Origin of the sequence: Microbacterium sp. HA-8 (assembly GCF_046111165.1) — a bacterium.
Classification (GTDB): Bacteria; Actinomycetota; Actinomycetes; order Actinomycetales; family Microbacteriaceae; genus Microbacterium.
On sequence record NZ_CP162025.1, the window covers coordinates 1,980,070 to 2,000,404 of the forward strand.

The 20,335-nt window shown below is 64.4% G+C and carries 18 protein-coding genes and 1 pseudogene; 10 read left to right on the forward strand and 9 right to left on the reverse strand.

The genetic code is table 11. The features are described 5' to 3' along the window. Window positions 1-363: 363 nt before the first annotated feature. On the reverse strand, window positions 364-960 hold the full coding sequence (locus AB2L57_RS09435) for a hypothetical protein (protein ID WP_409046927.1): 597 nt from the start codon (window positions 958-960) through the stop codon (window positions 364-366). A gap of 446 nt (window positions 961-1,406) precedes the next feature. Between AB2L57_RS09435 and AB2L57_RS09440 the strand changes: the two genes are divergently transcribed. After that, window positions 1,407-1,532, forward strand: a complete 126-nt coding sequence (locus AB2L57_RS09440) for a hypothetical protein (protein WP_409046928.1) — start codon at window positions 1,407-1,409, stop codon at window positions 1,530-1,532. A 609-nt stretch (window positions 1,533-2,141) separates the two neighbouring features. Here the strand turns inward: AB2L57_RS09440 and AB2L57_RS09445 are convergent. The 4 genes from AB2L57_RS09445 to AB2L57_RS09460 all read right to left on the reverse strand — a co-directional run bounded on the left by AB2L57_RS09445 (window position 2,142) and on the right by AB2L57_RS09460 (window position 4,649). Continuing rightward, a complete protein-coding gene (locus AB2L57_RS09445) occupies window positions 2,142-2,342 on the reverse strand; it encodes an integrase core domain-containing protein (RefSeq protein WP_409048609.1) in 201 nt (66 codons plus the stop codon). A 13-nt stretch (window positions 2,343-2,355) separates the two neighbouring features. Then, window positions 2,356-3,432 (reverse strand): IS110 family transposase, encoded by a 1,077-nt coding sequence (locus tag AB2L57_RS09450; protein ID WP_100812876.1) that lies wholly within the window; start codon window positions 3,430-3,432, stop codon window positions 2,356-2,358. 198 nt (window positions 3,433-3,630) lie between these two features. Next, window positions 3,631-4,338: an IS3 family transposase gene (locus tag AB2L57_RS09455; RefSeq protein ID WP_409046929.1), complete on the reverse strand. Its 708-nt coding sequence runs from the start codon at window positions 4,336-4,338 to the stop codon at window positions 3,631-3,633. Next, on the reverse strand, window positions 4,335-4,649 hold the full coding sequence (locus AB2L57_RS09460) for a transposase (RefSeq protein WP_409046930.1): 315 nt from the start codon (window positions 4,647-4,649) through the stop codon (window positions 4,335-4,337). The genes AB2L57_RS09455 and AB2L57_RS09460 overlap by 4 nt, the downstream gene beginning before the upstream one ends. Before the next feature lie 178 nt (window positions 4,650-4,827). Between AB2L57_RS09460 and AB2L57_RS09465 the strand changes: the two genes are divergently transcribed. From AB2L57_RS09465 to AB2L57_RS09495, 7 genes and pseudogenes are all read left to right on the forward strand, one after another. Then, complete coding sequence (locus tag AB2L57_RS09465; RefSeq protein ID WP_409046931.1) at window positions 4,828-5,958, forward strand: hypothetical protein; 1,131 nt, start codon at window positions 4,828-4,830, stop codon at window positions 5,956-5,958. Between the two features lie 1,367 nt (window positions 5,959-7,325). Further along, the gene (locus tag AB2L57_RS09470) at window positions 7,326-7,901 is read left to right on the forward strand and encodes a helix-turn-helix domain-containing protein (RefSeq protein WP_409046932.1); all 576 of its coding nucleotides are present in this window, start codon (window positions 7,326-7,328) and stop codon (window positions 7,899-7,901) included. A 376-nt stretch (window positions 7,902-8,277) separates the two neighbouring features. After that, complete coding sequence (locus AB2L57_RS09475; RefSeq protein WP_409046933.1) at window positions 8,278-8,586, forward strand: transposase; 309 nt, start codon at window positions 8,278-8,280, stop codon at window positions 8,584-8,586. Further along, window positions 8,583-9,068 carry a hypothetical protein gene (locus AB2L57_RS09480; RefSeq protein WP_409046898.1) on the forward strand — a complete coding sequence of 162 codons (486 nt, stop codon included), beginning with the start codon at window positions 8,583-8,585 and terminating at the stop codon, window positions 9,066-9,068. The genes AB2L57_RS09475 and AB2L57_RS09480 overlap by 4 nt, the downstream gene beginning before the upstream one ends. A gap of 602 nt (window positions 9,069-9,670) precedes the next feature. Further along, window positions 9,671-11,038 carry a group II intron reverse transcriptase/maturase gene (ltrA, locus tag AB2L57_RS09485; RefSeq protein WP_267189910.1) on the forward strand — a complete coding sequence of 456 codons (1,368 nt, stop codon included), beginning with the start codon at window positions 9,671-9,673 and terminating at the stop codon, window positions 11,036-11,038. A gap of 106 nt (window positions 11,039-11,144) precedes the next feature. Next, window positions 11,145-11,621: pseudogene (locus AB2L57_RS09490) on the forward strand (IS3 family transposase); the annotation flags it as partial. 757 nt (window positions 11,622-12,378) lie between these two features. Next, on the forward strand, window positions 12,379-14,019 hold the full coding sequence (locus tag AB2L57_RS09495) for a hypothetical protein (RefSeq protein WP_409046934.1): 1,641 nt from the start codon (window positions 12,379-12,381) through the stop codon (window positions 14,017-14,019). Between the two features lie 4 nt (window positions 14,020-14,023). On the opposite strand, the gene AB2L57_RS09500 is transcribed toward AB2L57_RS09495, so the two are convergent. From AB2L57_RS09500 to AB2L57_RS09510, 3 genes are all read right to left on the reverse strand, one after another. Further along, entirely contained in the window at window positions 14,024-15,298 is a 1,275-nt protein-coding gene (locus tag AB2L57_RS09500; RefSeq protein WP_409046935.1) for a hypothetical protein, read from the reverse strand. A 755-nt stretch (window positions 15,299-16,053) separates the two neighbouring features. Beyond that, entirely contained in the window at window positions 16,054-16,248 is a 195-nt protein-coding gene (locus AB2L57_RS09505; RefSeq protein WP_409046936.1) for a hypothetical protein, read from the reverse strand. Window positions 16,249-16,960: 712 nt separating this feature from the next. Then, window positions 16,961-18,082, reverse strand: coding sequence for a hypothetical protein (locus AB2L57_RS09510; RefSeq protein ID WP_409046937.1), 1,122 nt, complete (start codon window positions 18,080-18,082; stop codon window positions 16,961-16,963). Window positions 18,083-18,965: 883 nt separating this feature from the next. On the opposite strand from AB2L57_RS09510, the gene AB2L57_RS09515 reads away from it, so the two are divergent. Beyond that, on the forward strand, window positions 18,966-19,481 hold the full coding sequence (locus AB2L57_RS09515; protein WP_409046938.1) for a hypothetical protein: 516 nt from the start codon (window positions 18,966-18,968) through the stop codon (window positions 19,479-19,481). Window positions 19,482-19,643: 162 nt separating this feature from the next. After that, the gene (locus AB2L57_RS09520) at window positions 19,644-20,045 is read left to right on the forward strand and encodes a hypothetical protein (protein ID WP_409046939.1); all 402 of its coding nucleotides are present in this window, start codon (window positions 19,644-19,646) and stop codon (window positions 20,043-20,045) included. On the opposite strand, the gene AB2L57_RS09525 is transcribed toward AB2L57_RS09520, so the two are convergent. Next, a complete protein-coding gene (locus AB2L57_RS09525) occupies window positions 20,027-20,287 on the reverse strand; it encodes a hypothetical protein (protein WP_409046940.1) in 261 nt (86 codons plus the stop codon). The two genes, AB2L57_RS09520 and AB2L57_RS09525, sit on opposite strands and share 19 nt — an antisense overlap. Window positions 20,288-20,335: the final 48 nt, after the last annotated feature.

Genomic DNA, 20,335 nt, shown 5'->3' on the forward strand with positions numbered 1-20,335 from the left:
CGCCGTCATCGGCGGCGATGGCTTCGGTTGGTGTCACTAGTCGACGTCGACCTCGTTCTCGCTTCCGAGTGACGATCAAAAGACGGGCCCTCTGCGAGACGATTGTCAACGATCCGTTACTTGGTGCCCGGGTAGGGACCGGCTTGCGGGCGGCGTCTTTCGTCAGCTGCCTCCAGCCCGGGCGGGGCGCATGACAACCGATGACCGCGTTCAACCTGTCAAGGAGCGATCGGGCGCTGCCGGTAGCTGGGAGTCCACTCCGTCTTGTAGTCCCAGACCCTAGCGCCCTTACACGAGGTAGCCGAGACGATCGGCATGTGACCACTCCAAACGCTGGGCCAAGGGAGGACCGCGCCTACCGTCCTACTCGCGGCCTATTTGGTCCTCATATGCCAGCCGTGCTAGCGCTTGAGCACGCATTCCATTGATCAACGCGAACACATTCGAGTGTTCCATCGGCATTGCTGACCGGAGGAAGGCTCGGCCTTCGGAAAGCACGACTCCGACTGTCGCGGTTGGGAAGACCGACTCAAGAGCGTCGACGATGTGGTCGGTATCGATTGGCGAAAGAAGCGTGCAATACAGCTCGTTTAGCCCATTGTCCACGAACATCTCCGCGGGTGGCCGACCCTCTACTGAGACCGAGGCTCTCCACATCGCTTTTGCGCCATCGATACGCTCATGGGAGACCACATCAGTATCAGTCTCAAGCAGCCACTCGATCAGCGAAATGGTCAGGCCCGCCTTGTTCAAGTCCGGTGCTTCACCGCCGTCGCCGCTCCCACCTCTGCGACCGCTGGTCCAGCTCTCCATGTCGACAACGTCACCGGTATTGAAGATCTCGTACAGTTCGTCCCAAGTTGAGCTGTCGGTCGGGGACCCATGCTCCAGGTGCGCAGGAAAATAGGAGACGACTCGACCGTCGGCACCCGCGATGCCCTGCCGCAATTCCGAGATCATAGTGTCACGCTCACGCTCAGCAGCGCTGTTTACGCGAGCAACACCTGCTTCAGAGAATGCCCAAACAGTAACGCTCGAACCAGTTGGCGAGGTGATGGCAGTGAGAGCATTCGAGTCGTCTCGAGTCCAAGCCATCAAGTTCGGCCCGAGCTCGAGATCAGAGGGGAGCAGACCCAGGAGCGAGACTACGTAGTTGATCACGTCGGCAGCGCTGCCGCGCGTCGTGGTCCACGTCAGCGTGGGCGCCGCATGGAGATTCGTGTGGAAATCCTGCTTCGGGTGACCTGAGGGAAGCCGCGGGTCATGGAATGGCATCTTGGACTCGATCCGACTAGGCGCTGACGATCGGTGCTGACCGACTACGGAGCACACTATAGTGCGGGCTCGCCGTCGCGACGTAGGATCGACTCCCAGACAAAAGGCCGGCTCTCACGTCCGCGCAGGGCTTGGCTACAGCACTGATCGGCGCCCGGCTTCAGGAACGGATCGCCATCCTGCTGGTGATGCTGCTGGCGACATTCCCGTCGACGGCGAAGACCGCGCGTCGGATTCTCGCCACCCTGAACAGCTGAAGCTGGCCGGCGCGACGGGCTTCGGCGGAAATGTCGGGTGCAGCCCACTTCGAGGGCGTCCTCGTCGATGAGTGCGGTCGCTCCTCGCACGCGTGCGCATCGACCCCTCATCGCACGCGGTCCGCAGGCGCACCCCCATCCGGACGCGCTTACGCCGTTCCCGTCCCGCCTCATGCGGACACTGGGCACGCGAGGGCCTCCAATCGAGCCGTTGACGTCTAACGGTTGCGGGAGCTAACAGCCTTCGACGTGACCGCCGCGCGCAAAGCGGGCCGCGTTGTGCGATCGCGAGCACCTCGCAACGCGCTTGTTGGATGACCGTGTCTACATTCCGGCGGGTGTGTAGGCGCGCCTAATCGTTGAGTTCGAACGGCTTATGACCTCAAGGTGGCAGGCCTGGGATCGGGCCCGGATCGTGTCTGATCGTCCGAGTTGCTCGTCGACGCCCCAGATTGGACTGTAGCCCGCCAAGGGATGCCACACAGTAGCCTCAATGCCGAAGGACAAGCTGTTGACGTTTGAGGAAGGTGCGGCGTGATTGCGGAGCAACTGACCGACGCGTTACTTTGCGTGAGGCTGACCCCGAATCCCGGACAGGTGGTTGGTTGGTCAGGCTGCCAGCGTGAGCTGGCGGCGTTCGTACTCTAGCGGGCTGATGTAGCCGATCGCGGAGTGGCGTCTGCGCGCGTTGTACCAGCCGTCGATCCAGGTGTAGGCGCCGCGTCGAGCGGCGTCGATCGTGGCGAACACGTGCCGGTGGTAGTACTCGTTCTTGAACGTGGACCAGAACGATTCTGCGGCGGCGTTGATGCTCCTATATCTGTCAAGCCGCGATTTGGAGGGGTGGTCGGGCTTCGCGGATGGGGCGCATCGCGGCCCAGAGTTCGCGGGCGAGAAGACGTTTCAGACACCGGATGATCTCGGACTTCGTCTTTCCTTCGGTGATCCGGCGGGCGACGTAGGCCTTAGTGGGTTCGTGGTGCTGCATGCGAACGATGACGACACGGTAGAGTGCGGCGTTTGCTTGCCGGTGACCGCCCCGATTGAGCCGGTGTCGGGTGGTCATCCCTGACGATGCAGGGATCGGGGCGACACCGCAGAGCCGGGCGAACGCGGCCTCCGAACGGATCCGTTCCGGATTGTCGCCGGCAACGATCAGCATCTCGGCCGCGGTGTCAGGACCGACCGCAAAGGCTTTCGCGAGGTCGGGAGCGATCTGCGCGGTCAGCTCTGCCAGGAGCTTCTCATGCCCGGAGATCTCGGCATCCAGTACTTCCCAGCGACGGGCGATCGATCGTAACGTGTGCTTGGTCGACGCGATGATTGTGGTCACCTGGCCCGGACGAAGCGCCGCGCAGCGATGGATGAGCGCCATCTTCGATAGCGGTTGCAGCTCCTGACGCAGATCGTCGGGGGCGTTCACGATGACCTGCTTGAGGCTGATCATCGCGGATGTTCTCGCCTTGACGGCGACGTCCTTGGCGACCTTGATCTGACGGATCATCTCCACTGTTCCATCGGCTGACTTCGGGATGGCCGTCGCCAGGCCCGCGAGGACTGCCCTGGCTGCGTTCTCGGCATCGATGGTGTCGGACTTGCCTCGTAGTCGCCTGTCGCGACGGTCCGTTCTCATCACCTCCAGCGTCCCGATTCCACGACGGCGCACTGCGCCGGCCAGGCCTGCACCATAGGAACCGGTGCCTTCGATCCCGAAGGTGAGTTTCCCGCCGAACGATTCGCCCCAGTCGATCAGCTGGCCGTAGCCACCGGAATCCGCCGCGAAAGATCGGCGATCCAGGACCGCGCCGAGCTCATCGATCGCGACGGCGACGTGGACGTGTTTGTGAGTGTCGACGCCGACAACGACTCGACGGTGAGAGGGGACTTGCTGCATGCTCATAGTGCTCGCTCCAACCAGATCAGGACAGGGTGAGTGACACTGGCCGGTCGGGTGGACGGGACTGTGATGGGACTGTTGCGATCAGGCTCCTATGAGGTCACGCCCGCCCGGCCAGCACCACGAGGGTGATGCGCCTCCTGACGGACGACAGATCAACAGCAAGGACACCCAGACTTCGAGGTCAGTCGTCAGCAAGAGTCAGGCCGCCAGGAGGTACTCGACACTCTCACAGTCCCAGCAGACCCCGGTGCGACCCATCGATCGGAGCACCCCGAGCTCGGCCGCGGCTTCCGCGAGTTGAGCGCTGGTGTACTGGGTGCCCCTATCCGCGTGGAAGACCACCTTCCGTGGCAGGTGACCGCGCAGCGCGACCGCTTGCCGGAGGGCATCCTCGACGAGGTCGGTGTGCAGGCTGTCGCCGACGGTGCGACCGAGCACCCGGCGGGTGTTCCCGTCCCGGACGACACACAGGTATGCCCAGCCCTCACCGGTATGCAGATACGTGATGTCACTGAACCAGGCGAGATCACGCGCGCCCTGATCGAACTGCCGCTCGACGAGGTCGGGGACGGGGAACGGGTCCGCACCTCGGATCGTGGTCGGCGGGTGCCAGGTCCGCGGACTGATCCCGGTGATCCCGTCGGCCTGCATGAGTTTCGCGACCGTCTTACGTGAGACGGCCACCCCAGCATCATGCAGATCTGCATGGATTCGGGGCGCCCCGTATGTCCCGTCGGACGCGGCATGAAACTCGCGGATCTGCGCGGTCAGGACCACCGCCCGCTGCTGCCGGGCCGAGGGCCCCGCGACCTGCCGGGCGCGCCACTCGTAGAACCGGCGCCGGTCGACCCCGAGCAGCAGGCACATGCGCGTAATCGTCATATTCGCCTTCTCCGCCTCGATCACCGCGAACCGCTCCTCGGGTTCTGCTTCGATGCGAAGAAGGCCGCCGCTTTTCCCAGGAACTCGTTGTCCATCCGCAGCTCCGCGACCTCGCGCCGCAACCGTTCCAGCTCGGCACGCTCCGATACCTCCAGCGGCCCGTCCGGCCCACCACCAGCCCGCGCGTGCTCCTGCTGCACCCACCGGCCCAGCAGCTGCGCCCCGACACCGATCTCGCCCGCCACAGCGACGATCGTGCGCCCCGTGTCGATCACCAGCCGCGCGGCCTCACGCCGATACTCCGGCGTATACGTCTTCCTCTTGCTCGTGCCCATCACGGACATCCTCCCCGACAGGCACGCAAACACGCGGATCCCGCCTGGTCAGTGTCCGGAATCCGGGGGCAACCTCAGCGCACGGGCGTACCTCGTGCGCGCTAGGGAGACGGGTTCGGCGCTCATCGATCTCCCCGTCTGGGCTCGCAACGCGTGGACAGGGCGAGAGTTGCTCGATGTGGGCAAGAACGAGGAAGCATTGCGTGCGCTCTGGGTCGAGATCCAGATGGGGTGCCCGTGGTACCTGATGCAGGCGAGGTTCCTCGCCGAGGCGCGTCTCGAGGGATTTCTCGGGCATCCGGGGGCCGCGATTGATCGACTCTGCATGGCCGTCCAACTACCGGCGAATGATCACTGGGACCCCGATCTTTATCTGCAGGCGATCCACGAGATCGCTTCGTTCGAGACTCATGATCCGCAGATCGAGTCTGCGATACGGCGCGCGGAGTGGGCGCAGCTCGCGTTTGAAGTCGTCGACGCACTGACGTGGTGGCAGATCGGCGCGTGGTGGGATGAGCCGAAGCAGCACCGTCTTCGCGCGACGATCGCTGCCGCTGCTGCTGAGCCCATCCTCATTGATCACGATCCGAAATCTTCCTGGTCGCGCTACATCCTTGACCTGGATCACGAGATCCGCACTCGGGATGACTGGCAGGACGAGCTCGCGGGGCTCGAAGAGTCGCTCGTCGCCGCTGTGGCGATGTCCGAATTCAACGACGCCGGGCTTCGCCGGCCCTTCGCCGACGACATCGCGGCACTGTGGCGTGAGGGAGATCCTGCTCGCACCGCCGCTGACGTGAGCGATCTCCTGCTGGATGCCTACCGCCCACGAGAGTCCGACGAGAGCGACCTGCCTGGCGAGGACGCTGCGCGGCCCTATTGGCATGACCTGTCCGCACAGACAGAGCTTGAGGCGCTTCTCGTGCGCGCGAATGTCGCGCTCGGGGATCCCGCCGCGGCTGATGCCGCGTTCGCTCGCGCTTTCGAGGGGTACAAGGAAGCGTCCGGCTGGATTATCCAGCTGGAGGCGCTCACAGACGGGCGTGTCCTGGCATCACTGGGCGAAGTCGAGCGCGCATTCGATCAACTCTGGGAGTCAGTCCGACGTTCCAACTCATCGAGGGGAGACTTCGATCTCGCCCTCGAGGCGCTCTGTGAGCTTGCCCTGCTCGAACAGCCGTCGCCGCGGCACCCGTCGCCTCGCGACTGGGCGCTCGTCTCACAGGCCATGGCCGAAGCCGATGGGATCTGGTCACCAGGCCGCTGGTACGAGTCATTTCGCACACGGATCGACTGCATTGCACGTTAGGGCCGACACATACATCGAGCGAGATCGGATGGGCCGCGACAGAGAGATCGTGGATCGCCTTGCGGAGTCCATAGCGTTGAGCCCTCCGACTGCGGCAACCAGTCGGAGCCCGATTCCGAGGAGGCGCTGATTCTGCAGCCGGTGCGCGGGAATCCACGGGATCGCGCTCGTTCCCCGTCCCACGCAACGCGCTACTAGGAATCGCACCTTCGCGAGCGGGCGGGCACGCACCACGCTCCATGGGCCAACCGGCGGCTTGCTCACTGCCCTGTGGAGATTCGCGCGACAGGCTACGTCCCACGCAAGGCGTCGTGAGCCGCCCGATACGCCGCCGTGACGGTCCGCCCGCTCGAGTGTGCCCGCCCCATCGGCAGTGGATGGCACTGAGCGTGCGAGCGTGCGAGCGGCCGCAACTCGATGTTGTCGAACTCGCGCGCTCACTCGACATCGTTCGAGCGCGATTGAATCGGGCAAGACGGAGATGTCTTCTATCTCCGGGTATGCGTTCATCTCCCCGGGTGGCCGCCATGCCTCCTCGGTGCGCGCCAGCTGGGAATGCGAATCGTCGACGGATACGCTGCACGGGGGTGTCGTCGGTGTGGATGTGCGGAATGTGATCCGCGGGGTCGGGTGCAGCAAACGAGCATCGTCGTGGGGAGAAGGGCGCGGGTTCTGGTCACGATGGATACCCTGCGGCACATCGACGCGGGCTCCAGCGGCCACTCATGACAGAGCCGAATTTCTGACGACCTTGGATCGCGCTTGCGACGTACGGCGCTGAGACACAGGTCAGCCTGGGGTGTCCTCCGGATCGATGATCCGCTACCGGCAAGGACGATCGAGATCGTTGCACGGCGTGCCGAAGACACTCCAAGCACCAACGATTGGAACAGTGTCGCCGCTGGCAAGCGATTTATCGACTCTCATCAGGGCATTGCCTGAAAATGCGGCTCGCTGCCAAGGTCCTGCCAAGGTCCTGCCAAGCAAGAAAAACGTCTTTATCCCAGGTCAGGAGTCTAAAATAAGCGACCTGCCAAGGTTGCCAAGGTGCGGGGGGTATCCATAGAGAGATTGAAGAGAGTAAGTACCCGTTTTCTATCTACTACTTACCTTTTCTTCTCATGGAATACAACTACTACTTGGCAACCTTGGCAGACCCCCATTTTTCCGCTCTATGACTGGGAAAGGTCCTGCCAAGGTGACCTTGGCAGGACCTTGGCAGCCTTGGCAGATCGGGGTCGAATCCGCCCGCAATTCGCCGATGTATCGTTCTCGATACCCTGATCGCTACGGGGTGTCGAAACCGATAACCCCGCAGCCTTTGATCGAAATCGGACGTCAAGAGTCGAATTCGATACTGTGGCGAGATGGTCACAATCGTCGAACAGGTCGCGCAGGGACGACGCCAGCGCGGAATCACCCAGGCTGCGGCGGCAGAGATCTCGGGACTCGGACGATCCAACCTCTCCGCTCTGGAGTCGGGACGACGAGACCCGAATGCGTCGACACTCGAGAAAGCGGCAGCCGGTTCCGGTCTTCGACTTCTCGCTGTTGATGTAGGTGGGATGCCGTTTGTCGCCGATGTAGCGGAGGGTATTCGCGACGCGATCGCGCTTGGCGATGAGGGAGCCGCCTTCGAGCTCCTTGTCGCGCTGAGCGGGCAGCTTCGTGACAGCGAGCCGCTTACGCAAATTCTCGTGTCGTACGCCCCGCCCCCGACGGTCACTGATCACTGGGATGCCGCGATCGCCGGCGTTGTCGAATGGCGCTTGGGTGAATCTGGAACCGCGGCGCCTTCTTGGGCGAAACAGCCCGCTCCGTCGGCAAGCGAGTGGTGGGCACCGAGCGCCGCACCGCCCGTCTCTCAGGTAGACCACGAATGGGTGCCAGCGGAGCTCATTGATCGGGGAATCTGGATCGACCGAGAAACGCTGCATCCCTAACAGGGTCGAGTCCGTACCGCCGGTTCTGGTTCGGCTGATTTCCCTCACGTCTGTGGCACGGCCTTCAATATCTTGTTGGCCGCGCCGCTCGGTCTGGCGTTGTGTCGAGCGCTGGGACGTCGAGCATGCGCGAGCGCGTCGCGCAGTGCTGGGCGCATCGAACGCCTGCCATTGCGCGGAGCTACATCGGCAGGCCAGCGACACTCGAAGCCATGTAGGTCTGCGTCTCACCATCCGACGGGGATGAACATTGCCGATTCGGTGATGAAGCTCGCCGGTCAGCGCCGTCCACGCCTGCGCGAGGGCAGGGACTGCTGCACGGATAGGTGACATCTGATCTGGCTTGCCCGGGAGGGTGGCCTGGAAGGATGGCATCGTGCCAAAGCCCTATCCCACCGAGTTCCGTGACGACGTGGTCCGCGTCGCGAGGAACCGCGAGTCCGGAGTCACGATCGAGCAGATCGCGAAAGACTTCGGCGTCCACCCGATGACGTTGCAGAAGTGGCTCGGCCGCGCCGCGGTCGACGAGGGCGCCAAGCCCGGCCAGTCCCGGACCGAGGCGGCGGAGATCCGTGAACTGCGGAAGCGGAACCGGCTACTCGAGCAGGAGAACGAAGTACTCCGGCGGGCGGCGGCGTATCTGTCGCAGGCGAACCTGCCGGGAAAAGGCTCTACCCGCTCGTGACGGAGCTCGCCGCTGCAGGGATCCCTGTGACGGTGACGTGTCGGGTTTTGAAGCTCTCTCGTCAGCCCTACTACCGGTGGCTGGCCGCTCCCATCACGCCCAGTGAGGTGGTGGAGGCGTATCGTGCGAACGCGTTGTTCGACGCGCACAAGGATGACCCGGAGTTCGGTCACCGGCTGCTCGCCGACGAGGCAGCGGAGGCGGGTGAAGCGATGGCCGATCGGACCGCATGGCGGATCGCATCGAGCAATGGCTGGTGGTCCGCGTTCGGGAAGAAGCGGGGCCGCAATGGCAAGAAGCCAGGCCCGCCGGTCCACGACGATCTCTGCGCCGTCATCGACGAGGACGGCAGAACGCGACATGTGTTCGCGGCCGAGGCGCCGAACGAGCTCTGGTTGGTGGACATCGAGCGCCACGAGGCGCTCTTGAACCTTGCGGTGGTGAAAGGACACCGCTCGGCGCCTGTCGCAGCAGGCGTGTGATAGCTGGAGGACGATCTGGCCCGTTGGCGTGAGCGGGTTGGGTGGAGCAGTCCTCGACAACGACGAGTCGTGCCAGAACTGCCAGATGGTGCGGGCTCGGCTAGCGAGACGGAGAGGCATACGGATAGGAACCAGTGGCTGAAAGCCTCTCAATACGAGACCACCGACTCCAACCTGGCGGATGCGGGTCGGGTTGCATCGCGCACCTTCACGGCTTCGGCGGTGAGGGGAACTCCTGGGCTGGGTGATGTCGCCGGTCGGGAGGCCACGGTGAAAGCCTGCGGCGTAGCCGTGGCGAGGATGCTGGGGCATAACTGGGTGCCGATCCCGTCGAAGGGTTCGAGAGTGAACGTGGGAACTATCCCGGCCTCGCCGGAGGTGCGTCGCCGCCAGCGACGACACCGAGGGCTGAGCGCACGGCCTGCTGATCGGGCCGGGATGGGACGGAGGGCCCGTAGTAGTCCGAGGCCGGGAAAGCCGGCCGCATGGCGAAGGGGTCCAGTGTGATCGCAGGATCGACAAGCAGTAAGGGAGACACAACCGTGAATGCGGATGTTCCGTGGCCAGCCGATACTCAGGAGGCGTGGGCGCGGGTACTGAGAATGCAGACGAAACTGCACCAATGGGCGACGACCGACCCCGGTCGTCGCTTCGATGATGTGTTCAACCTGGTCTATGACCCCGGGTTCCTCGTTGCGGCGTGGAGCCGGGTGGCGGGCAACAAGGGAGGCCGCACCGCCGGAGTCGACGGAATCGCCCCGCGATCCGTCCCGCCGGAGAAGGTGCACGGGATGCTCGCCGAGCTGCGCGAGAGCGTGAAGCACGGCGAGTTCGTCCCAGAGCGGGTGCGTCAGAAGTCGATCCCGAAAGCGAACGGCAAGGTCCGCAAGCTCGGGATTCCGACGATGACGGACCGGATCGTTCAGGCCTCTTTGAAGCTGGTGCTGGAACCGATCTTCGAGGCCGACTTCCAGCCGTCCTCGTACGGGTTCCGGCCGCGCAGGCGGGCGCAGGACGCGATCGCGGAGATCCACTACTACGCCTCACGTGGCTACGTGCAGGTGTTCGAAGCGGATATCACCGCGTGTTTCGACGAGATCGACCACGACGCGCTCATGCAGCGCGTCAGGGCGCGGGTCGTCGACAAGCGTGTGTTGCGTCTGGTCCGCGGGTTCCTGAGAGCGGGCGTCCTCAGTGAGGACGGCGTGAACAGGGACACGTTCACCGGCACCCCGCAAGGCGGGATCTTGTCGCCACTGCTGGCGAACATCGCCCTGTCCGTGGTGGACGAGCACTTCCAACGCAAGTGGGACATGCTCGGCCCGCAATGGTCGCGCACGAAGCATCAACGCGCCGGGGGCGCGACGATGAAGCTGGTCCGCTACGCGGACGACTTCGTCGTCCTCGTCCGCGGCACCCGCGAGGATGCCGAAGCGCTCTGGGACGAAACAGCCACCGTGCTCGCGCCGATGGGTTTGCGCCTGTCGGTCGAGAAGACGACGGTCACGCACATAGACACCGGGTTCGACTTCCTCGGGTGGCGCATCCAGCGCCGCCGGATCAGAGGTCATGGCGGGAAGACCGCGATCTACACCTACCCGTCACGGAAGTCGCTGGCTTCCATCCGGGACAAGGTGCGGACGCTGACCCGCCGGGCATCCCATCGAACGCTCGCCGACCTGCTGCGCCGCCTCAACCCGGCGCTGCGGGGCTGGTGCGCCTACTTCCAGCACGGCGTGGTCAAACGCGTCTTCACCGTCATCGATCACTTCGCCTTCTGGCGGATCGTGGGCTGGCTGAAGAAGCGGCACCCGAAGCTGAATATGCGCACCCTCGTCAGACGGCACCTGCCCCGGTGGCAGATCCGCGCCGAGGGGATCGAGTTCTTCCGTGCCTGGCAGGTCCCCGTGACCCGCTACCGCTACCGAGGAACCCGCATCCCGAACCCCTGGGCGAGCGTCACGGCGTGATCGCATGGAGAGCCGGATGCTCAGGAATGGGCACGTCCGGTTCGGAGGGCGGCCAGCAGAAACCCACCCGGCGCAAGCCAGACAGGGCGCTGCTGGCCGACCCTACACGGAGCACAAGACCGCGGAAGGCAAGCTCTACTGTTGCGCGATCAAGGACGTGTTCTCCGGCCGGATCGTGGGGTACTCGATCGATTCGAGAATGAAGTCTCGTCTGGCCGTCCAAGCGCTCGAGAACGCTGTCGCCATGCGCGGCGACGTCGCCGGCTGCGTGGTTCACAGCGACCGAGGATCTCAATTTCGGAGCAGGAAATTCCTGCGCGCCCTGACCCGACACCGCATGGTCGGATCGATGGGCAGAGTCGGCTCCAGCGGAGACAACGCGGCCATGGAAAGCTTCTTCGCGCTGCTCCAGAAGAACGTCCTCGACCGCCGATCCTGGACCACGCGTGAGCAACTGCGCATCGCACTGGTGACCTGGATCGAGCGGACCTACCACCGACGCCGACGCCAACGGCGCCTGGGCCGTTTGACGCCCATCGAGTTCGAGACCATCATGAACACGACCGCCGCACTGGCGGCGTGACTACAACCTGTCACCTATCCGTGCAGCAGTCCCGCATGGTCCCAGACGGCGGTCACCAGTCGGATCGCCAGCCGCTCGCGCAGCGCAGTCAGAGCTGTGAGGTTGTTCAGTGGGCAACTTTCGCTCCAGCTTCGTTACTGATCGCCCGAGGTGAGCGCCCCGCCGTGATCCGATCCCGAATGAGGCGCTATCGTGCTGATCAGACCGTTAGCGGGCGGCCAAGACCGGGGAGTCTGGGATGACGACAGTGACGTCTGACGACGCACGCGAGGCAGTCGCGGCGTTCCGCGACGCTGTGACCGGTGCGAGCGACGGACCGACGACCGCGCGCACGACGCTGCTGCGCTCTCTCCACGGACCGAATGGTTGGCGAGGGGACTGGCTGTGGGTGAACCGGGCGATACTGCGCTCGATGCTGGCGGGATTTGCATCCGATACGACACAGCGATTCAGCAGCGCCGCCGATGCGGCGGATGTCGCTGCACAGGTCGGTGATTACTGGGGCGTGAGACGGTACCCCGTCACTCGCCCGGGCTCTGACGGCAAGAGGATTATCGACTGGGCGACGCGCGTCTGTGAGAGCCGGCCTGCGCTTCTTGCCGCACAGCGCACGATGGAGTCGTACGCGACGGAGTGGCGCGACGCCATGCCTGCGCACCGAGCGGCCCTCGCGTGGATCTCGCACCATCCGGAAGAGTGGCCGCCGACGGGGCCGGTGCGTGCGCACTTGGTCGAAGCGGTGCGTAGCCGCGTGAGAATGCCCGCCTCACTCAGCGACTCTGAGGAGCAGTTCGTTCAAATCCTTCGGCGACGCACCGCTCAGCTGCACCACTCCTATCTCTCGGGCAATCCGGCGATCAAAACGCGGTTCTGGTACTTGCGTCACTCGATCGTGCGGCCGTGGTTCAACGAGGACCTGCTGGACCTGCGTCACGATCCCGATGACGACGATGCAGGTATCCGTCAGTCGAGTGACCCTCGGGTGCCCCGGTCGCAGGCGGCGGTATCAATGCTCATGTTCCACGCCGCGATTCGGGAGTGGGACGATGACGCGTACAAGGCAATCATCACGTCACGGCTCGCGGCCTTCAGATCGGCGGAGGAGCCGATCATCCGATACATTCGCCAGGGTTTGCATACCGCCAGCGCCCCTAGAGAGGAGCATCTCCCAGAGCCGTCGCTGTCAGGGCTCGAGCATCTGGGCGGTTCCGCGAGGGTGCACCTGCTGATGCGTGCGGTGGTAGCGTTCCGCAAGACCGCGGATCCGGGGGACGCCGCTCGATATTTCAAAGCGCGGCGCGCAATTCAGGACGACTGGACGACGAACGTCAAGCAGGACGAGCGGCGCATCGTCCTACTCGCCGACCAGGCGATGCACCTCACCGTCGTCGGCGGCGGACTCCTCGACGCCGACAGCCGCACGGAGATCAGTCGCTTCCTCGCCGAGTCAGCCGAGGATCGGCTCGAGTACCGTGCCTTCGTTTGGCGCGACGCCGCGCTACAGGAATCGAAGGCGAAGCGGCTCGATCGCGCCATGTCGGCGGGGGAGGAGGGCCGACGCGTCCTGAAAAGGCACTCGTCGGACGCCGACTTCCGCTCAGGCGAGCGGGTATTGGTCGAGGTGGAGCATCAGATGAACCTTCTGATGGCTGGTAATGCCGTCAAGATCGTCGAAGCCATGATGGCGCGCAGCACCGTGACTCGCCGCACCGCCCGCGACGCAGACGAGGTGATCCGCGCGCGCGCGGCCGCCGCAGTCGGGTGGGCGTCACTCGCGATGGATTCGGTGCACCGCCTCGAAGCGGAGGGATGGCTCCCTTCCGAGCGCTATGGCGATGGCCACCTCGCGGAGGCGTCGTGGCGCACGCAAACCCGAATCATCTGGCATCGGTGTTTGTGCGCCGCTTTCACGATGATGCAGGCGTACAGCCTGAGACCACACGGGCACTACCGATTGAATCCCTGGATGAATGCGGTCACGACCGCAGATCCTCTCGCCGACGTCGGCACCGACACTCTCGACAAGGCATACATCGAGATGACGAGTATGTCGCTGCTGAGCCCTGGGCAGCATCTCAACATCGCGCAAGCAACACTGTGGCACTCCTTTCTGCGAGGTCGGCGCGTATCGTTCGACATGTCCCGGCTGAGCGACGCGCTGACCGAGTCCGACTATCTGACACCCGCACGCGCGCCCGAACGCGAGTGGGTGTCGCTGAGTGCCGATCGTGCGCTCGTCGCCACGGGTCACCTCCTCGTCGCACGTTACGACTTCGGTGCCATCGAGTTCACGCCGCGCGGCTCGATCGTTTGGAAGGCCCTGGAACGACTCTCGTCCGGCAGCTACAAAGAGTGGCGCGACACGATCGCCACTCTTCGTGATCGGACCGGCGCCTGACACCTCACGGCTGGGTCTGATCGACCGCCGAGCACGCCTTACCCGCTATGGCCTCGAGCGTTTCTACAACCACGCGTCGCGCTATACGCGGGGACGACGCGCCAGCCGCGACGGCGGCGGCACCCAGGTGGCGAATGAGCTGTTCGCGATCGGATAGCTCGTCGACTGTGGTGTCACCGAGGCGCGCCCGCTCGATGATGTGACCCAGCTCCGCGAGGACGGCTGCATGATCGAGAGAGGACCGAGTACCGATATCGAAGGCGGCGTCCATCAGTCGGGCAAGCATCAGCTGTGCGTCGAGGCGTCCGTCTACGCGGGCGACCAGCGCCTGCGACTCTCTTTCGCTGGCGCCGAACGCGAGTTGGTCCGGGGTCAGACCGGTGCCCGAGCTCGCCCAATCAAGGCTGATCGCGCGGTGGCCCACCCGATCGCGCCCCCTGGCCTGGAGGTCGGCATTCTTCTGCTTCATCTGCCCGACCATGAGAGGCACGAATGTCTCAACCGTCGGAGCCTCGCCTTTACGGAACAGACGCTCGAGCGCGCTCTGGAACACGTCGTCGCCGTCGTCGGAGGAGCCAGTGATGCGCTTCGCCGCTCGACGGAGCACGACTTGGCTGTCGTGCACGAGCGCCGCCCACGCCGCGCGGGTGCTCGCCGTCGACTCCGTGACGGGCGGCTCGGAGCCGTTCTCGCGGCGGCGCGCCTCGAGCCAGCTCGTATTCCAACGCTCTCCTCCCGCCTTAGCCGCTCCCGCCGCGACGCGGGCCACGAGCTCGTTTGTCAGCGGCCCATGAGCATCCAGCAAGTCGGGCCGCTCGCATAGGATCTCTGAGACTTCCAGCAGTAGCCTGCTCATCACCCGCGACTTGAAGTTGTTGCGCTCGTCCGAGTCGCAGGCGCGTCCGGCAAGGCGCTCCTGCGCGCCGTACGCCAGCACCTTCGCGCGGGGGTAGGCGGCGTTGGCGGCACGCGCCGCAGGGGCGAGCTCGCAAGCCACCTGGTAGATCGCGGAACCGAGCGCAGGGTCGATTCCCTGGATGAGGGGCACAGTGTTGGCGGCGGCAAGCTGGTAAGCGTCGATTCGAGCACGCGCCGCCGCCTCGATGAACAGCGGCGTGGCCGCGCGTGGCCGACCGCGCTTGGCGACCGGCGCGCCGGCCGCGTAGAGCGACTTCAGCGCGTCGAAGGTCGCCGCCGGGGTCGAATCAATTGACGAGGCAATGTCCGCGGCTGCGGCCCTGATGGCTTCGGCCCGGGAGGTGAACATTCCGGTGTGCATGGCTTCTCCTTCGGCGGTGGTGTCACGCGATTGCGTGAGCGCCACTCAAGCGAGCGAGAAGCTCTGGCGACGTTGATCGCGAAAATCGGAGACGCCCCGTGCGCGGAACGCCGAACGCCGAACGCGGAACGCGGAATGCCTTGGCTGAGGTGAGAGCTGAATGTGGAATAACTGCGCGAAAGTCGACCGACCTGACCCACGGGATCTTCCAGACCCTTGACATAGAACTTCGTCGACTCACGCACGCAGCGATCTCGTACGTAGGTCAGTTCCCGAAGCCGCGCACCGCCCTCCTGCTCAGCAGATCATGAGCAAAAGCCACCCGGTCGCAGCGTCGAGGGCGCCGAGCTTGAAGAGCGCGAGGTCGGCGCCATCCTGGCCAGCGCGCACGCGCCAACAAACGGTCTCGCGCAATGGAGTCTGGATACCGACCCACACCGTGGCGCCGCTGACGACGGATACGACCTAATCGCTGGGCGCGTGCCGGGGTGCAGCGCCGTGGGATGTGGTGCACGCCGGTACTCCTTGAGCCAAACCGCCTCCAGCGGGGACGCTCGCGAAGTCGACCATCTGCAGGCGGCGAGTTTGTGAGTCGCGGTGATCCCAGGCGGTGGGCAGGCTGACAGCGGCGACAGCTCCCAAACCGATCGCGGCTCCACTCCTGAAGAGGCGGAAAAACCGCCGTCGGGTGCGCATCGTCCTTGCGGAAGGCGAACGCGGGCGGGTGTCGACATCAGCCTTGTCCGCATCGCGTCTCAGGCGCGTTGGAGACGTATCAGTTCGTCGACAGCCCCGCGCAGGAGGTACTCGAGTTGGCGCAATTGCGCTTCGCGAGATCGATCGGCGGCCGCCCCGTGCGCACCAGCCGTGCGCAGCCGGTCGATATCTCGACGGATGTGGTCCACTCTCTCTTGCTGCGCACGGATGCGCCGCAGCTGGTCGTCGGTCATGTGGTTCCCTTCCGGGCGAAATGGTGGGGGGCGGGCCATCGCCCGCCCCCGGACGGGTGAGCAGCTAGAGTTCGCGGCCGCACTGAATGCACTGCTTGTTATTGGCGTTGTTGCTCGTATCGCAGAAGCCGCAAGTGCGCGCTTCCTTCTTCGTGTCCTGCATGGTCCACCTCCCTTCGTCATCGACGCTTACAACTTCTCTACCGATCCCGGCACGACACCGGGTCAGGACCATGACCGGGCGAGATCGGTCGGCGAAGAGGGAGCATCCTCGACCAGTTCTGCTCCGATCCCTTGCGCCGACCACGACCGGGGACATCGGGAAAGTGCGGCCGCGCGTCATCGACGTCGCCGACCACTCCCGCATATTCCTCTCGAATCCGGACCTTCCGCGTCGGAAGTGCTCCACGAGCCGAGGCTCCCGATTCGTGGGTCGGGCTGACATGTGCCGTCTCACTACCGTGCGGGTGGACTGCTCAGGACAGAACAGCATCCGAATCCGTCGGTGTTGAAGATCAGCGTGGCGTCGGCGGTGCGCACGTCACGGTGCGGCGTCGTGAAATCCGAGGCCTCCTACGCCAGCGCGGGGCGCCGCTTCGTCCTGGATTGCGTATGTGTTCGGTCCCCGCTACAAAACCAAGCCATCCCGAATGTTGACGAACGCGACCCAAGATCCCTTTCGAGTGTCGGCATCACTGCAGACGGGGTGGTGTTATCCGTGATGCAGGAGAACGGCCACGGCGTCGACGAGGAGTCGGCGGGCTGATCGGATTGCAGACAGGGTCTCCTGGAGGAGGTACTCCGCGTTTTGTGGTCGGTCGCCCCAGTCCGCGCCGAATCCCACCGCGTCGACGCTGAGTCCGTGGGGCAGGTAGAGCCGCCTGAGTCCGTCGAAACGCTGGAAAGGAACGAAAACTTGTGTGGTCACGACGAGGACGCGTTGCCCGGGTGTGGGGTCTGCGTACCGAGCCCACAGTGCGAACGTGTCCGAAGTGTCCGGCCGGTACGGGGGCCGACTGGTACTCGCCGAGATGGCCGAACCGCGTGTGCGCCCATCACTGAGAGCGAGACTGGTCGAGCGCTCGTGTGTGTATTCGGAGGGGACTTCGGCGGCACCGGGCTCTTTACTGTGCCGCCAACTCGGGCAAATCTCCGAAACGGAGGCGCAGCCGCACAAGAACTTCACGGGTTGTGGGGATAAATCGAACTCGCTGCTTGCTGCCGCCACCATCAGATCGAACTCGTCGGCTGCGTCAGGAGCGTATCCAGAGGTCACCGGCCTTTCGGCGGGTTCGCTCGTGATGAGGAATCGTGGGCTGCCGAGGAGGTACAGCCTGCCCAGGCCAATACCTTGCCGCTCGAGAAGCGCGGCATACCTGGTCCGCAGCAGCGGCGAACGGAATCCTCCGCCGAGAATGAGGGTCATGTCATACGCGTCGAGTGCGGGCCGCTTCGGTTCGATGAGTCCGAGTGTCGCGGTGCACTCCACGATGCGGGCACGGGTCGCGTCGTCGAAGTCGGCCTGGACTGCCTCGGAACGTTCGCGATACGTGCTGCTATCCCGGCTGCGAAAGTTGAAACTGTCGGCGGCTCGTTGCTCGAGTGCGATCAGGCTCGCGACAAGCCGGATGGTCGGATCCGAGCTTGCGCGCTCCTTGTCGGCCAGCAGATCGACGAGCCATAGGGGGAGTTGCTCGTTCAAATGCAGCCACGGCATGTCCTCGTTGGGCCGAATGTTCTGGACAAGTGCCAGAAGTGCCGTCATCGCGTCGCTCTCGGCCCACGAGCGAACTTCGTCGACGACGTTCCGGGCTCGCGCGATCTCGACACTCACAACACGACACTAACCTCGACGTTCGATCGGACGCTCGTCACGATTGCTCGAACCTCTCGATCGATGTGTCCCGTGTGTTTTATTGTGTGGGCGTTGCTGGGGGAAGTATGGAGCGTCCGGGCTGCACTCCGCGCGGGAGCCAACGATGAGCTCGGTGACGCGTTCATCGCCGCACCCACTGAAGCCGGAGGTTTCCGTAACAGGCAGCGAGCGAAGGATGTCACGACTCGTGGCGCGCTAGTCCGAGATCGGGTGATGAGCAAAAGAAGGGGGTCTAGAGCAACAGCCGTTAAGTAGCGTTTACTCAGACTTGTTCACGATCGAACGTCTGAAAAGGAGAAATTTGCTATGGCTCACGCGTGCGAGAAGTCTGGGGCAGGTAAATGCGCCTGGTGCAAGGAGGCCGACGCGAATAAGTACTCGTCGCACACGTGCTCGTCCAACGGAACCTGTGACTGATCTAGACCGTTCTGGCCGCGTACGTCGACGCCTGACTGGTTGGTCAGTGTTGTAGCAGCGAACTCGGTGCGGTGGAAAGACGCCGTCCGATCGGCGGGGCACCTCAGCAGTCACCCAAACTGCGATCGAAGGACTCGAATGGGGGAGAGCTGGGGGAATCAGGTTGGCCGAGCCTTTTCGGCAGGTCGAAACTCGGGGTAGAGGCCGCGGGTCTTTCCCATGACCGCTGCCGGAAAGCGGTACGTGCCGGCCGCCGCAGGAGCCGGGATCGGTCAATTGGAGGACACGGTCATCTGCGAAAGGCGCCGAAATGTTTGATCTCCTCTTGAGTCCGTACCGTCGTCTGCGCACGCGGACACGGTCCACCATCTATTCGGCGTCGATTGATCTGGCGGGTCGCGGGCTGTTTTGGCCCATCCTGTTCGTGGCTGTCGCAGCGCTTGCGACGACGCTTTTCGTCGGCTGGACGCCGCTGACGATGTTTGTCTACGGACTCCTCGAGCCGTGGTGGGTGTGGATCTACGTCGGCGTGCTCGCCTTCGCCGCGATCTTGTTCAGGATCCGTCGCACGGCCCTCTGGGCGGTACTACTTGAATGGATGTTGTTCTACGGCGTGATTGGACTCCCGACGCTCATCTGGGCGAGTTATCCGGGCTTGGGAGGCGGCGTCCAGGAACTCGCGTTCTGGATCGTGCTGTTCGGTGTGGCTGTCGCACTCGTTGCGCGAGCGTTGGGGCTGGGCCGGGTAGACGACGTCGGGCTCGGGGCGACCACCCCGGCCGCTCTAACTGGCTACGTCGTCGGCGCAATCGCGTTCACGATCTACCATGTTGCAGTCCGTCATCCCGTTCCCGGTGACTGGTGGACAGCCCCGCTCTGCTCGTCCCTCGCGGTCGTGATCGCCCTGGTCTTCCTGGGCCGCTCCAAGACAAACGGATGATCGGCATGCCAGCGTCGCTGTAGCCGCAGACGTTCTTCGTTTCAGCGGTAGCGCTCCTCGCGAAGACTCTCCGCGTAACGGTCTCGAAGGGCATTCGCTGTTCCACTGTGCTCGCTGCGTCGGGAAGCGCGGCTCACCCGTTCGATCGCTCGGATCTCCTCGATGGCCTCCGCCGCGGCAGCGTCAATGCGGGCCATCCGGAGCCAATGCCCCAAACGACCCGTCCGCCGTGCCGGGTCAGATTTCGTCATTCATCCGTCGATGCGTCAGCTGAATCGTCTCGAGGATCAGCTCTCCCGCGAACGCGTCGCCGTCGGCTGCTTCCCTTCCGACGGCGACGATCTCGGCGGTGTTGCGAACCGCTCGCTCGCCCCGCTCGGCAATCTGGTTCTGTCGAACCAACGCCGCGCGGTGGGCGAGCTGGGCGCGATGCAGCCCACCCGCGGCGACGGACTTCTCCGCACTCGTCTGGCGCGCGAGCGCGCGCCGATCGCGACGAGCGAATGCGCCCTCTTCCGCGCCGTCCAGAAATTTGTCGAGCTGACTCATCGGTTCTCTCCTTGATCGTCGGTATCCACCACGAGCAGTTCCAGCGGAGCATGGTCGTGGCGCGGAGTGAGGAAGTTGCCCAGGCGGTTGCGCCGGGTGGCCTCGTCTCGCATCGCCGCACGTTCGGCGACAGCGTGCTTGAGCGCGCGCTCATGGGCCTCGGCTTCGCGTGCCTTGCCCTCGTGCTGTCGAGCGCGGCTCTTCTCGATGTCCGCGATGAGTTCGAGCTCCTCGAAGTTGTCGTCCTGGGCGGTCATCGTGCTCTCCTTAACTCTTCCTGCTTAGAACCACCGATCCCGGTGCGT

Coding starts and splice junctions, on each gene's coding strand:
- AB2L57_RS09495 (WP_409046934.1), top strand. CDS start 12,379: ATGCCCGCCTCACTCAGCGACTCTGAGGAGCAGTTCGTTCAAATCCTT.
- AB2L57_RS09435 (WP_409046927.1), bottom strand. CDS start 960: ATGATCTCGGAATTGCGGCAGGGCATCGCGGGTGCCGACGGTCGAGTC.
- AB2L57_RS09525 (WP_409046940.1), bottom strand. CDS start 20,287: ATGACCGCCCAGGACGACAACTTCGAGGAGCTCGAACTCATCGCGGAC.
- ltrA (WP_267189910.1), top strand. CDS start 9,671: ATGCAGACGAAACTGCACCAATGGGCGACGACCGACCCCGGTCGTCGC.
- AB2L57_RS09505 (WP_409046936.1), bottom strand. CDS start 16,248: ATGACCGACGACCAGCTGCGGCGCATCCGTGCGCAGCAAGAGAGAGTG.
- AB2L57_RS09450 (WP_100812876.1), bottom strand. CDS start 3,432: ATGAGCATGCAGCAAGTCCCCTCTCACCGTCGAGTCGTTGTCGGCGTC.
- AB2L57_RS09500 (WP_409046935.1), bottom strand. CDS start 15,298: ATGCACACCGGAATGTTCACCTCCCGGGCCGAAGCCATCAGGGCCGCA.
- AB2L57_RS09470 (WP_409046932.1), top strand. CDS start 7,326: ATGGTCACAATCGTCGAACAGGTCGCGCAGGGACGACGCCAGCGCGGA.
- AB2L57_RS09460 (WP_409046930.1), bottom strand. CDS start 4,649: ATGGGCACGAGCAAGAGGAAGACGTATACGCCGGAGTATCGGCGTGAG.
- AB2L57_RS09520 (WP_409046939.1), top strand. CDS start 19,644: ATGGCCTCCGCCGCGGCAGCGTCAATGCGGGCCATCCGGAGCCAATGC.